Here is a 13752-nt window from a genome sequence, read left to right as displayed (position 1 = left end):
GGAACGAGGGGAAACCACAACCCATGAACGATTGCGGTTTATCAAGTGACGCAATCTAATTAGGGCGCTATCTATTTGGAGACTTTCGTACTCCATGCCTTAGCGGGTCGCTTCCCGCTCTTCGGTTGCGTGGAGTCATCCGAATTGCCTTGCGCTCCCGCGTACACCCTCGGGAGAAACCATGAATTCCTCAGACATCGCGCTTCTTGCGACAGCGCTCGGCAGCGTGATTTTCCTCGTCGTGCTGATCGTATCGCGCATCCGGCTGCATCCGCTCCTGGCGCTGATCATCACCTCCATCGGCGTCGGCCTTGTCACCGGCATGCCGGGCGAAAAGCTGATCAAGTCGATCGAGGCCGGTGCCGGCCACACGCTCGGCGCTGTCGGCCTCGTCGTGGCGCTCGGCGCCATGCTCGGCCGCATCCTGGCCGCCGGCGGCGTGACTGAAAGCATTGCCAATCTCATCATCACCAGAACCTCAACCCGCATGCTGCCCTGGGCAATGGCGGGTGCCGCCTTCATCATCGGCATTCCGATGTTTTTCGAAGTCGGCCTCGTCGTGCTTCTGCCGCTGATCTTCAGCGTTGCGCGCAAGCTTGACGAGACCGGGAGCATCAAGGGCTCGGCCTATGTCTATGTCGGCGTTCCGGTCATTGCCGCACTTGCGTCGATGCACGGCATGGTGCCGCCGCATCCCGGCCCGCTGACGGCGATCGCCTCGCTCAACGCCAATATCGGCGCGACCATGCTCTACGGTTTCATCGCCGCCATTCCGGCAATCATCCTTGGCGGACCGGTCTATGGCGCGATCGTTACCCCGCGCCTCAAGGTCAAGCCAGATCAGGGGCTGATCGACCAGTTCTCGCAGGACGCAGCGGAGGGCGCATCGACGGGCCAGGCACCGCCTAGCCTCGGTCTCAGCCTGCTGACAGCGCTTCTGCCGGCGCTGCTGATGCTTTTCCATGCGATTGCCGAACTTCTCCTGCCGAAGGGTTCAACGCTGCTGTCGATCACCGATTTCCTCGGCGATCCGGGCATCGCCATGCTGGTCGGCGTGCTGTTTGCCGCCTGGACCCTGATCATCAGCCGCGGCGGCAACAGCGAGCTTCTGCGCACGCAGCTGTCCGCCAGCGTCAAGCCGATCGCCAATGTTCTGCTGATCATTGCGGGCGGCGGGGCGTTCCAGCATGTTCTGGGAGATGCGAAAGTCGGGGATGCGATCATGCATCTGAGCCAGCAGTTCTCGCTTTCGCCGCTGCTTCTCGGCTGGATCATCTCGATGCTGCTCTCGGTCTCGACAGGGTCCGCCACGGTCGGCATCGTTGGCGCATCGGGACTGCTCGCGCCGCTTGTCGGACATGACCCGTCGCTCAATGCCTCGCTCCTGGCGCTCTCAGTCGGCTGCGGCTCGCTGTTCTTCAATTATGCCAACCATGCAGGTTTCTGGCTGGTGAAGGAATCCTTCGGCATGACGATGGGTGAAGCAACAGCAACCATCTCGATCATCCAGTCGATCGTCTCGGTGGTCGGGCTGGTGATGGTGCTACTGATGAACCTGGCGCCGCCGCTGGTGTGACCGGCCACAGATGATGGGGAGGACGTCCCCCTCTGGCCTGCCGGCCATCTCCCCCACAAGGGGGAGAAAAACCGCTGCAACCACCTGCCTCAATCATCCTTCAACAGTAAGGCCGGGTTAAGCCCTCCCCCTTGTGGGGAGGGTTTGGGAGGGGTCTTTATTACCCTCTCACCCCTTCACCACCGGAAACACCATCGTCACCGTCAGGCCCGGAGTCTCCGTCTTCGCTTCGTCCGTGGCGGAAAGCTCCAGCCTGCCGCCATGCAGCTCCATCACCGCCTCGACCAGCGACAGGCCAAGGCCTGTTCCCGGCTTGGAACGGCTGGCATCCAACCGGAAGAAACGCTTGGTCACCTCACCGCGTTTGTCGGCCGGCACCCCTGGGCCGTTGTCGCTAACGGCAAGCCTAACCTCACCCGCCTCGGAAGACAGTTTCACCCGTATCACCGGCGTCTCGCTGCCTTCGCTGGCATATTTGATCGCGTTGTCGAGCAGATTGAACATCGCCTGGCCGATCAGTTCGCGGTTGCCGTTGACGGAGATGCCTGGGTTGATCCCGGTGATCAGTGTTATGCCCGCCTCTTCTGCGACAGGCTCGTAAAGCTCGGCGCTGTCGGCGGAAACGGCAGAGAGATCGACGCTCGACATCTCCGCCGCGATTGATCCGGCCTCAACACGGGAGATCATCAGCAGCGCGTTGAAGGTGCGGATCAACTGGTCGGATTCGGCAATGATGCCTTCAAGCGCCGCCCGCCGCGCATCTTCATCATCCTCGCCCAGAGCGTCGGCAGCCTTGTTACGCAGCCGTGTCAGCGGCGTCTTCAGGTCATGGGCGATATTGTCGGAAACCTGCCGCAGGCCTTCGTTCAGCTTTTCGATCCGGCCTAGCATGGCGTTCAGCGATCCCGACAGCCGGTCGAACTCGTCACCGGAGCGGCCGACGGGAAGTCGCTGAGACAGGTCGCCGGCCATGATTTTCTGGCTCGCAGCCGACATGCGGTCGATGCGCTTCAGCGCATTGCGGCCGATACCAAACCAGATGACCAGTGCGCCCAGTCCCATGATCGCCAGCGCCACCATCAGCGCCTGCCGCACGATATAACGGAAACGGCTCGGGTCACCGAGATCGCGACCGATCATCACCCGCAATCCGTTATCGACGCGCAGGACATTGGCGATGGCGAGATGTTTGCGCGAACCGCCGATCTCGGCATAGGGTTCGTAGGAGAAAGGCATATTCGTCCAGCCTTCCTGGTCGAGCACGCCAGGCTGGACGGAGGAGACATTGCCGGCCAGCATCTCGCCGTTCGGTCCGGCGATGACATAGAGATTTGCGCCCGGCTGGCGGGCGCGGCGCTCCATGATGCGCAGGAGAAGGTTCACCCCGCCGCGTTCATAGGCGCGCTGGATATCGGCGACTTCCTCGGTAATCGTCTGGCGTGTCTGCTGTACCAGCGTCTTTTCCGAAAGCGCCGTCACATAGATGACGAGAAACCCGGCGCAGATCGCGAACAGGAGGATATACAGCGCCGACAGCCTCACGGCCGTCGAGCGGAACATGAGGCGGGCGCGCTTGGCGATGCGGGAAAGCATTACCCCTCGTCCTTGATCATGTAGCCGGCGCCGCGGATGGTCTTCAACAATGGCTTGTCGAAGTCCTTCTCGATCTTGGAGCGCAGGCGCGAGACATGCACGTCAATGACATTCGTCTGCGGGTCGAAGTGATAGTCCCAGACGTTTTCGAGCAACATGGTGCGGGTCACGACCTGACCGGCATTCTTCATCAGGTATTCGAGCAGGCGGAATTCACGCGGCTGCAGCAGCACATCCTTGCCGGCGCGCTTGACCTCGTGAGAAAGCCGATCGAGCTCCAGATCGCCGACCCGGTAGACCATATCCTGTTCCGGCGTGCCCTTGCGGCGACCGAGCACTTCGACACGCGCCAGAAGCTCGGAAAAGGCGTAGGGTTTCGGAAGGTAATCGTCGCCGCCGGCGCGCAGGCCGGTGACGCGGTCATCCACCTGGCCGAGCGCGGACAGGATCAGCACCGGGGCGTTGACGCCGCGCTTGCGCAATTCGCTGATCACCGACAGGCCATCGCGGCGCGGCAACATGCGGTCGATGACCATCACGTCGTAGGAGTTTTCCGAGCCCATGAACAGGCCGCTTTCACCGTCGCTGGCGTGGTCCACGATGATGCCGGCCTCGCGAAAGGCCTTTGTCATGTAGGCTGCCGCCTCGAGATCGTCTTCGATAACCAGAATCTTCATGTGCGGGACAATAGCCTCGGCGGAAACATTTACACTATCGGAATCTTCTGTCTTTACCGAGGAAAACGACGAGGTCTGCATGCTGGTCTCCGTTACAAGAAGAGCGCCGACGTTTCCGGCGGCGCCCCTTGATGAGCTTGATCCTGCGGTTGGGCCTGGAGGTACCACCCCCGCAGTGTCACTCAGATGGTTGCGCGGCATCAGCCTTCGTTGATCGGCAAAGCGACGAAGCGGCTGGAACCATCGGCCTCGACCTGGAAGAGCGCACGGGTGCGACCGTCCTTCTTAGCCTGTTCGAGAACCTTGCCGACATCGGCTGCGCTTTCGACCTTCTTGTTGTTGACCGAAAGAATCTTCTCGCCGTTCTTCAGGCCGCGGGCGGCTGCTTCGCTGTCCGGATCGACATCGGTCACGGAAAGGCCGGAGCCGTCCTCAGCCGGGGCAACGGTGATGCCGAGGCTTGCCAGCGCCTGTTCGCTTGCCGGAGCCGGATCGTCCGGCTGCGTGGGCTCAGCGGAAGCAGCCTCATCGCTTGCCATGTTGCCGAGCGTCACCGGAATGGTCTGCTTCTTGCCGTCGCGCCACAGATCGACATCGACCTTGGTATTCGGCGTAAAGGCTGCGACACGGCGGGCGAGATCACGGGCATCCTTGATCGGCTGGCCGTTGACCGCCTGAACGACGTCACCCTGCTTGATGCCTGCCTTCTGGCCCGGAGAGCCTTCCTGCGGAGCAACGACCAGCGCACCGGAAGCTTCCTTCAGGCCGAGCGAGTCGGCAATGTCCTGCGTTACCGGCTGGATCTGCACACCGAGCCAACCGCGCTCGACCTTGCCGTCCTTCATCAGGTCGGCGATCACGTCCTTGGCGGTGGAGGCAGGGATCGCGAAGGCGATACCGACATTGCCGCCCGACGGCGAGAAGATCGCGGTATTGATGCCGACAACCTGACCGTTCAGGTCGAAAGTCGGGCCGCCCGAGTTGCCGCGGTTCACGGCTGCGTCGACCTGGATATAGTCGTCATATGGGCCGGAGCCGATGTCACGGCCACGGGCCGAAACGATACCGGCAGTCACGGTGCCGCCGAGGCCGAACGGATTGCCAACTGCGACAACCCAGTCACCGACGCGAACCTTGCTGTCATCGGCAAAGGAGACATAGGTGAACTTACGGGCCGGCGCATCGACCTTCAGGAGCGCTAGGTCGGTACGGCTGTCCTTGCCGACCAGCTTGGCATCAAGTTCGGTGCCATCGTTCAGCACGACCGTATAGGCCTGTCCATCGGAAACGACGTGGTTGTTGGTGACGATGTAACCGTCTTCGGAAATGAAGAAGCCGGAGCCCTGGGCAGTCGGACGCAGGTGGTGCGGACGATTTGGCCCACCGGGGCCACCGCGCTCTGCGCGGTCACGTGGGCCTGCGCCCGGGCCCGGGCCACCGGGACCACCTTGGCCGCCGAATTCCTTGAAGAAACGCTTCAGCGGATGATCATCCGGCAGCTGGTCGAAGCCGCGGCCGCCGAAGTTGAAGGAGAAATTGCTGTTGTCGTCGGAGACCGGCTGTGCGTCGGACTGGACACGAACCGAAACGACCGCGGGGGAAACTGCAGACACGACATCCGCGAAGCTAGGTGCCTGCGGCGCTGTCACGGAAACCGGAGCGGCAAAGGAGGACATGACCTGGCCTGAGATGCCGGTGGACAGCATGACGGCGGCAAGGCCGGCAACGGTCGAGGTCTTCAGCACTGTCTTGAGGGAGGGACGTCCAAACGTCATGGTGAAAGCTACCTTCTTCTCTTCGTCACTCAATCTTGGTCAGGCTGCCGATGGGCAACCCGCCGTTGTTCGATGACAGAGATATAGGCGTCGTCACCTTAACTGCAGGTGGCTAGAGCATGAAATGTTCGTAATATTTCGAAATATCCGGCCCGTGGTCCAAAACCTACTTGCCGAGCAGTTCGTCGATTTTGGCTTTCTCTTCGGCACTTAACACCTCGGAAGGACGCCGCGCAGGCCTGCTCCTGACAAAAATGACAAGAGCGAAAATACCCGCGATCAGAAGTCCGATCGGCATGGACCACAAAATGATCGTCTTGCTGCTGAGCCGCGGATTGAGCAGCACGAACTCGCCGTAACGCGACACGACGTAATCTACGACCTGTTTGTCCGTATCGCCATCGGTCAGCCGCTGGCGAACCAGCACGCGCAGATCCTTGGCAAGCTCGGCATTGCTGTCGTCGATCGACTGGTTCTGGCAGACCATGCAGCGCAACTGCGCCGAAATCTGCCGCGCACGCTGTTCGAGTGCCGGATCTTTCAACACCTCGTCCGGATTGACGGCGAAGGCTTGGATGGGGGTGAGGAGGAGGAAAAGAGCGATCAGGAGTTTGGTGATAATTCCCCTTCTGGCCTGCCGGCCATCTCCCCCACAAGGGGGGAGAAAACCCGTGGCACCGTCTTGCCCGGATCTAGAGTCGAGGGCAGGGCCATAAAGCCCCTCCCCCTTGTGGGGAGGGGTTGGGGAGGGGTTTTGACAATTCATTCCGCCGGCTCCATCACAGCCTTGACCTGCTTGGCCTTCCTCGACGGTGCGCCCACGCGCAAGCGTCGATCCGACAGAGACACGAAACCACCGACCATCATGATCAGGCAGCCGCCCCAGATGCACAGGATCAGAGGCTTCCACCAGATGCGCACGACGATGCCACCGCCATCCATAGGATCACCGAGAGAGACATAGAGCTGGCTAAGCCCGAAGGTCAGGATGCCGGCTTCCGTGGTCGGCATGCGACGCGCTGTATAAAGCCGCTTGGACGACCAGACATCGGAGACCACAGCGCCACCGGAGCTCACCGCAAAATGCCCCCGCTCCTCGGTGAAGTTCGGGCCGACAGCTTCGCGAAAACCGTCGAAGGTCAGCGAATAACCGCCGGCGTCCGCCGTCTGCCCCTGCTTCATCTCGACGACATGTTCGGTGCTGAAAGCCGATGCGGCAACAATACCGACAACGGTCACGCCGAGGCCGAAATGGGCGAATGCCGTGCCCCAGGCCGAGCGCGGCAGGCCTTTCAAGCGGCGCAGCGAGGTCATCACCGGCAGTTTACCGAAGTTGCCGCGATACCAAAGGTCGGCGATCGCGCCGAGCATGCCCCAGCAACCGATTGCCAGTCCGAAGATCGTAAGGACCGGGCCGCCGTTCTGCATATACCAGAGCAGCAGGCCTAAAAGCAGCGCGAGGCCGGCGAAAACCCAGAGCCGCTGCAGCGCCCCATAAAGATCAGCCCGTTTCCAGGCAAGCATCGGTCCGAGCGGCACGGCGATCAGAAGCGGCAGCATCAACAGGCCGAAGGTCATGTTGAAGAACGGTGCACCAACCGAGATTTTTTCACCCGTAAGGGTTTCCAGCACCAGCGGATAGAGCGTTCCGGTCAAGACGGTCGCAGTCGAAACCGTCAGGATCAGGTTGTTCAGCACCAGCGAACCTTCTCGCGATATCGGCGCGAACAGGCCACCAGCCTTCAAGGTCGGCGCTCGCCATGCAAACAGCATGAACGCTCCTCCGATAAAGATCGCCAGAATGCAGAGGATGAAGATACCGCGCGACGGATCGGTGGCAAACGCATGGACCGAGGTCAGCACGCCGGAGCGCACAAGGAAGGTACCGAGCAACGATAGCGAAAAGGTCATGATCGCGAGAAGCACGGTCCAGATTTTCAAGGCCTCGCGCTTTTCCATGACCAGTGCCGAATGCAGGAGGGCCGTGCCGGCAAGCCAGGGCATGAAGGAGGCGTTTTCGACCGGATCCCAGAACCACCAGCCGCCCCAGCCGAGTTCGTAATAGGCCCAGTAGGAGCCCATGGCGATGCCGGCGGTCAGGAAGGTCCATGCGGCGAGCGTCCATGGGCGCACCCAACGTGCCCATGCCGCATCGATGCGGCCTTCCATCAGCGCCGCCACGGCAAAGGAGAAGCAGACGGAAAAGCCGACATAACCGAGATAGAGAAGCGGCGGATGGATGGCGAGCCCGAAATCCTGCAGGATCGGGTTCAAATCCTGCCCTTCAGCCGGCGCCGGATCGAGGCGCAGGAACGGATTGGAGGTCAGAAGGATGAACAGCAGGAAGGCCAGGCTGATCCAGGCCTGCACGGCCAGAACATTGGCTTTCAGCGTTTCGGGAATATTACGGCCGAAGACGGCGACCAGCGCGCTGAAGAAAACGAGGATCAGCAGCCAGAGCATCATCGAGCCCTCGTGATTGCCCCAGACGCCGGAATATTTGTAGATCAGCGGCATCAGCGAATGGGAATTCTCCCAGACGTTCTTCACCGAAAAATCGGAAACGACATAGGCCCAGGTCAGCGCGGCGAATGACAGCGCCACGAGGCCGAACATGACGAGCGAACCGGTCGTCGCCACCGCCATCATGCTAGCGTCACGCCGATGCACGCCGATCAGCGGCAGGAGCGAGACGATGATTGCGGTCGCAAGCGCCAGTACCAGCGCGAAATGGCCGATCTCGACGATCATGGCGTGGTGCTCCCGACAACCTGTCCGCTTTTGGCTCCAGCCTTCTTACTCTGGTCGTCCTTGGCCGGCGCCATGCCCTTGCCGGTTCCGTCCTCCCAGACACCATCCTTTTTCAGCCGGTCAGCAACTTCCTTGGGCATGTAGTTCTCGTCATGCTTGGCAAGCACGCTGTCAGCCACGAAAGCATGCGTCGCGGCATCGAAGGAACCTTCGGTGACAACCCCCTGCCCCTCGCGGAACAGGTCGGGAAGGATGCCGGTATAGCTCACAGGCACGGTCGCCTTGCCGTCGGTCACGGTGAAGCTCACAGTAGACCCCTGCCCGCGCTTCACCGATCCATCCTCCACCAGACCGCCGAGCCGGATGCGGGTTCCAGGCTGCAGATTGGCCGTGGCCAGATCGCCCGGCATGAAAAAGTAAGCGACGGACTGCGAGAAGGCGAACATCACGAGGAAGACGGCGATGATGATAAAGCTCATGCCGCCGGCGATTACGGCCAATCGTTTCTGCTTGCGCGTCATTGGGTTACTCCCATCTTGGGGGTGGCTCCCGGATTTGCCGCGCCTTCGGCCGACAGTCCTATTTCCTGTGCGAGCGCGATCAATTGTCTGCCCTCGTTTCCATCGGCGGGGAAATGCTCCAGCCCGGTCTTCAAGGCGGCTTCAGCCTTCTCCCTGTCGCCGAGCACCATGTAGGATCTTACCAGCCTCAGCCAGCCCTCGATATTGTTCGGATCCGATTCCAGCTTTGATGCGAGGCTGTCGACCATGCCGCGGATCATGTCCTGGCGATCACCCTGCGACATATCCTGCGCTGCGGCTACATCATCAGCGTTCGGGCCGCCCAGAGAAGGCGGCGCTGCAGGTGCCGCAACGGTGCCGCCATTTTTGGCGATATGTTCGTTGATCAGGCCCATCCACGGAGCATCTCGGGGCGAAGCCTTGGCGATCTCCTCGAAGGTCGCTTTCGCGTCAGTCGCCTTGCCGGCCTGTTCCTGTGCCACGCCAACATAAAAGCGCGCGCGCACATCACCCGGCTCCAGCCGAACCGCTTGCTCGAAGGCAGAGCGGGCGTCCTCGGTCACGATACCATCATTGGCAACGACCAGCGTCTCGCCGAGGCCCGACAGACGTGCCGCACTGGGTCCGATCAAGCGAATCGCATTTCGATAAGCAAGTTCGGCGTCCCCAAGCCGTGCAGTGCGGAAATAGATCGGAGCCAGAATATCCCAGCCGGAACCATCGTTCGGATTCTGCGCCAGATGCCGCTCGGCTTTCGCCACCAGCAGCGACATGTCATTGCCTGGGTTCGCCAGCCGCGCTTCCAGCGGCTGATCGGGCAAACCTGGGCTGCCCAGCATGACGTAGAGACAGAGCCCGATAGCAGGCGGCGCGACAGTCACGATACCGATCGCCATCCTGCGTAATCCGCTCGTCTTTACCGCGTCCGCAGCATCTACATTTTCCTTACCCGCAGCGGCCAGCAACCGGCGACCGATCTCGGCGCGCGCATATTCGGCTTCCTCGGCGCTGATCAGGCCGCCGGCACGATCCCGGTCGAGTTCCTTCATCTGGTCACGATAGACCTCGATCTCTCCGGCATTGTCAGGCGCAAGGGCCTCGGGACGCCGATAGAGCGGATAAAGCAGCGCTGCAGCGACGATTGCCGTCATGAGCGCAAGAAGGATCCATAAAATCATGTTCGCCAATTACTGCAACGGCGGTGACATTCCAATCGGTCCCATGCCGTTGACGTGAATTTGAGAGATCTCCGTGGCCCATGGCCACGCCACGGGCCAGGTCTTTAGAACGTTTCAAGACTGATGGGAATGTCTATCGACTACTATGACCTGTATCAAATTCACGAATCCGTGCGGGCATATCCGACACGAATTCAGTTGAGCGGCGTCCAGGTCCCGTCGGAATTGCGGCAGGCGGCGCCTCTCGCGAGCATGTCCCGACCGTCGACAGTAACCGTGTGCCGGTATTGCCGGCAATTCTGTGCGCCTACCTGGTAAGGTGCGTTGGCGACGACCGTCCCGTTGGCGTTATCGCCCTTCCATTGAACAGACTGCCCGCCGGCCATCTCTTCCAGAGCACGGTATTCAGCTTCCAATGCGCGCGAGCGGTCGCTGGATGAAAGCTCTGCACCACTACGCCCAACGATACCGCCCTGCAGGGCGGTAATATAGCCTGCCGAGGCAGACGGCTTTGGAGACAAGAGCCCTCGCGCACCGGCCGCAGAACGCGACGTCGACGTGCAGCCGGAAACGACAGCTATTCCGCAAAGGGTCAACAGCACGGTTGAAAAGCTCGTGGGGCGCATCGCTTGCTTATGGTCTCCGACTTGCATGCTCGGCAGAAAACGAGGTCTTCACATCAGCATCTCCGCCCGCCTTGGGAAATAATTCCCTGGCTAGGTTGATCGAGACCGTTGCAGAGCCTTGTTCGTCCGCCTTTCACTTCAATGATATAGCAGGCGATGCGATCGTCCAGAAGATATGACAGCAAGTCTTTAGCAGTTGCTCATTGGCCACAGGTTTCATGAGCGGCGTCAGGCTGCGTCACGGGTCACGCCGGGCAGCAGAAGTCTTGCTCGCAATCCTCCGTGCGCACCACGGTCCAGATTGAAAGTACCATTGTATTCAGAGGCGATTTCACTGACGATCGAAAGGCCGAGACCGGCACCGGGCTTGCTTTCGTCCAGCCGTTTTCCGCGTTTCATCGCTATGGTGATCTGCTCCGGCTCGAGACCGGGACCATCATCCTCTACAATCAGCTCTACCCATGCCCTTCGGGCAGCCTCGCCTTCGGAACCCGGCGGCGGAGACGACGGAGCGATCGCTACCCAGATATCGGTCTTGGCAAAACGCGCGGCATTCTCCAGAAGATTGCCAACCGTCTCTTCAAGGTCCTGCTGTTCCAGCGCCACCGCCAATGACGGCGGTGAAACGGAAAGATGGAACTTCGTGTCCGGGTTCAACCTGCGCATGACGCGCACCAACCGCTCCATCACCGGTTCGGCCTCGCTTCTGGCGAGAAGCGAGTCGCGCTGGGCCGCGATCCGGGCGCGATTGAGATAGGACTGAACCTGGGTCTGCATCGCTTCGGCCTGGGAGCGCACCAGATCGGACGGCACCTTCTCGCCCAGCCGCCCTTCGTTGAGCAGCACTGCAATCGGTGTTTTCAACGAATGGGCAAGATTTCCCACCTGCATGCGCGCACGCTCCACGATACGCCGATTGCTTTCGATCAGCGCATTGATGTCGTTGGCCAAGGGCATGATTTCGCGAGGGAAACGTCCCTCCAGTCGTTCGACTTCGCCGCGCCGCACCCGCTCCAGTGAACGGCGTGCGCCCTTCAACGGCAACAGGCCGAAAAGGATCGCCAGGCCATTGACGATCAGGCTGCCAACGCCGAACACGGCAAGCGTGATATAGAGATTGCGCGAAAATCCGTGCACGTCATCTTCCACGACGGCCAGATTTCCCGAAACGCGAAACCGCGCCGCACGCCCTTCGCCGTCGAGAACCACTTCGGTCTCGGCCACGAGCACCGTATTCCCGAAAGCATCATTGGTGCGGTAGAACCGTTCGTACCGATTGTTGAACGGCACGCTCAGAATGGTCGGCACCTTGATGTTCGAGGTCCCGAGGGAAGACGAAGAAAGCGGTGTCGCCGCGAAAGTGCCGAGCGGCTCGATGATCCAGTACCAGCCAGTCTCCGGCTGCGAGAAACGCAGGTCACCGAGTTGCGGATTGCCCGAAAGCTTGTTGTCCTCACCAATCGTCATCGAGTTGATGACGTTATAGAGCTGCGCACGCAGAAGATCGGTAAAAGCCCGCTCCGACGATTGCCGGTAGAGCTGCGAGATGACGATCGCGATCACCACCAGCGCTACGGCAGACCATGCGGTCGCAAGCAGAAGCACGCGTGCGGTGAGTGACCGAAATCCTCCCATGCCAAGGCTCGGAGGCTGTTTGGGGAGACTATTGGGCATCGGCCGGCGCTTGCATCCGGTAGCCAAGCCCACGCACGGTCTCGATCAGATCAACACCGATCTTCTTGCGCAGTCGACCGACAAACACTTCGATCGTGTTGGAATCGCGATCGAAATCCTGGTCATACATATGCTCGACCAGTTCGGTTCGCGATACGACCGTGCCCATGTGGTGCATGAGATAGGACAGAAGGCGGAATTCGTGGGAGGTCAGCTTCAGGGCAATGCCATCGACCGTTGCCTTGGAAGCCTTGGTGTCGAGGCGTACCGGGCCACAGACGATCTCTGACGACGAGTGACCAGCCGCGCGACGGATCAGCGCCCGCACTCGCGCCAGCACCTCTTCGACATGGAAGGGTTTTGCCACATAGTCGTCAGCACCGGCGTCTATGCCGGCCACCTTGTCGCTCCAGCGATCACGCGCCGTCAGCATCAAGACCGGCATGCCCTTGCCGTTGGAACGCCATTTCTCAACGACCGTGATGCCGTCCATTTCAGGCAGGCCGATATCGAGAATCACCGCGTCGTAAGGTTCCGTATCACCAAGGAAATGACCCTCCTCGCCGTCGAATGCGGTATCGACGACATAGCCGGATTCTTTCAATGCGTCCGAAAGCTGGCGATTGAGATTGACGTCGTCTTCGACCACGAGAATGCGCATGAACCGTCCCCTGCATAAAATCTTGCAAGTATCTAGCGCATCAACCCGAAAACCGCACCCGGTTTCGGATCCAAAAAGGCGCTGATGTCTAGTATACCTCGCCTACATCGGCACCCGGACGGTGACCTTGCGCGGCCGTTCGCTGCCATTGCCCTGCACAAGGACCGTCACAATGCAGGTCTGGCCATCCGAGGACGGCTGGGCCGACAGAAGCTGTCCACCAGTGTCACGGACAACGCGCGAGGCGGCTGTGCCACAGTCGCCCGCAACAAGAACGAGATAGTCTCGAGCAGTCGCAGGCTTCCCAGGCAATGCTGCGAATGCAGTGCCGGCAGCCAAAATCGCTATGATCGGCAGTCGCGCCATGTTTACCTGTTTCCACTCAACCGACGAAAGGTCATGTCCAATGCATGTTATGGATTATGTATCGGATGACGGCTGAATGGCAAATGAATGCTCCGTAATCCTCCCCTTCAGGATGGCCTGGAGGGGGCTTTTCCACCGATTGAGCCGGTTGCCACAAGGCGTCCGTAAAGCGCCAGAAGGCCACCCGCCGCCCCCGTAAGCGTCACTGCGATATCGGCCAGCTCCGCCTGATCCGCAGCCCCGATCTCAAGGCCAGCAAGCTGTAGCGCGGAGGCCGCAACAGCAATCAGGGCGCCCCAGATCGTCTTCGACTGATACCAGTTCTTCATCAAATCCATCTGTTCATCTCCTTGT

13 protein-coding genes are annotated in these 13752 nt (G+C 60.6%); 1 reads left to right on the top strand and 12 read right to left on the bottom strand.

Annotated elements, in window-relative coordinates; all coding sequences use genetic code 11:
• The first annotated feature begins 181 nt into the window (after positions 1-181).
• Positions 182-1576: a gluconate:H+ symporter gene (locus ACI3K0_RS07900; protein ID WP_148145524.1), complete on the top strand. Its 1395-nt coding sequence runs from the start codon at positions 182-184 to the stop codon at positions 1574-1576.
• A 168-nt stretch (positions 1577-1744) separates the two neighbouring features.
• On the opposite strand, the gene ACI3K0_RS07895 is transcribed toward ACI3K0_RS07900, so the two are convergent.
• From ACI3K0_RS07895 to ACI3K0_RS07840, 12 genes are all read right to left on the bottom strand, one after another.
• Positions 1745-3169: a HAMP domain-containing sensor histidine kinase gene (locus tag ACI3K0_RS07895; RefSeq protein WP_183822572.1), complete on the bottom strand. Its 1425-nt coding sequence runs from the start codon at positions 3167-3169 to the stop codon at positions 1745-1747.
• A complete protein-coding gene (locus tag ACI3K0_RS07890; protein WP_281388726.1) occupies positions 3169-3927 on the bottom strand; it encodes a response regulator transcription factor in 759 nt (252 codons plus the stop codon). The genes ACI3K0_RS07895 and ACI3K0_RS07890 overlap by 1 nt, the downstream gene beginning before the upstream one ends.
• A 119-nt stretch (positions 3928-4046) precedes the next feature.
• The gene (locus tag ACI3K0_RS07885; RefSeq protein WP_183822574.1) at positions 4047-5621 is read right to left on the bottom strand and encodes a Do family serine endopeptidase; all 1575 of its coding nucleotides are present in this window, start codon (positions 5619-5621) and stop codon (positions 4047-4049) included.
• Between the two features lie 166 nt (positions 5622-5787).
• Entirely contained in the window at positions 5788-6243 is a 456-nt protein-coding gene (locus ACI3K0_RS07880; RefSeq protein WP_343062446.1) for a cytochrome c-type biogenesis protein, read from the bottom strand.
• 140 nt (positions 6244-6383) lie between these two features.
• On the bottom strand, positions 6384-8372 hold the full coding sequence (locus ACI3K0_RS07875) for a heme lyase CcmF/NrfE family subunit (RefSeq protein ID WP_183822578.1): 1989 nt from the start codon (positions 8370-8372) through the stop codon (positions 6384-6386).
• Positions 8369-8893: a cytochrome c maturation protein CcmE gene (gene ccmE / locus ACI3K0_RS07870; protein WP_183822580.1), complete on the bottom strand. Its 525-nt coding sequence runs from the start codon at positions 8891-8893 to the stop codon at positions 8369-8371. Before ccmE ends, ACI3K0_RS07875 begins: the two co-directional genes overlap by 4 nt.
• Positions 8890-10071, bottom strand: a complete 1182-nt coding sequence (gene ccmI, locus ACI3K0_RS07865; RefSeq protein ID WP_183822582.1) for a c-type cytochrome biogenesis protein CcmI — start codon at positions 10069-10071, stop codon at positions 8890-8892. Before ccmI ends, ccmE begins: the two co-directional genes overlap by 4 nt.
• 194 nt (positions 10072-10265) lie before the next feature.
• On the bottom strand, positions 10266-10697 hold the full coding sequence (locus ACI3K0_RS07860) for a hypothetical protein (protein ID WP_148145531.1): 432 nt from the start codon (positions 10695-10697) through the stop codon (positions 10266-10268).
• A 228-nt stretch (positions 10698-10925) separates the two neighbouring features.
• On the bottom strand, positions 10926-12332 hold the full coding sequence (locus ACI3K0_RS07855; protein WP_183822586.1) for a sensor histidine kinase: 1407 nt from the start codon (positions 12330-12332) through the stop codon (positions 10926-10928).
• A gap of 28 nt (positions 12333-12360) precedes the next feature.
• Positions 12361-13032, bottom strand: coding sequence for a response regulator transcription factor (locus tag ACI3K0_RS07850; RefSeq protein WP_148145533.1), 672 nt, complete (start codon positions 13030-13032; stop codon positions 12361-12363).
• Positions 13033-13134: 102 nt separating this feature from the next.
• Positions 13135-13398 (bottom strand): hypothetical protein, encoded by a 264-nt coding sequence (locus ACI3K0_RS07845; RefSeq protein ID WP_183822588.1) that lies wholly within the window; start codon positions 13396-13398, stop codon positions 13135-13137.
• 107 nt (positions 13399-13505) lie between these two features.
• Complete coding sequence (locus ACI3K0_RS07840) at positions 13506-13736, bottom strand: hypothetical protein (protein WP_183822590.1); 231 nt, start codon at positions 13734-13736, stop codon at positions 13506-13508.
• Positions 13737-13752 lie beyond the last annotated feature (16 nt).

It is taken from the genome of Rhizobium sp. ZW T2_16, from assembly GCF_044987325.1.
In the GTDB taxonomy this organism is placed as follows: domain Bacteria; phylum Pseudomonadota; class Alphaproteobacteria; order Rhizobiales; family Rhizobiaceae; genus Neorhizobium; species Neorhizobium cellulosilyticum.
The sequence above is the reverse complement of the archived record's forward strand: the minus strand, read 5'-3'. Positions and strand labels throughout refer to the sequence as shown.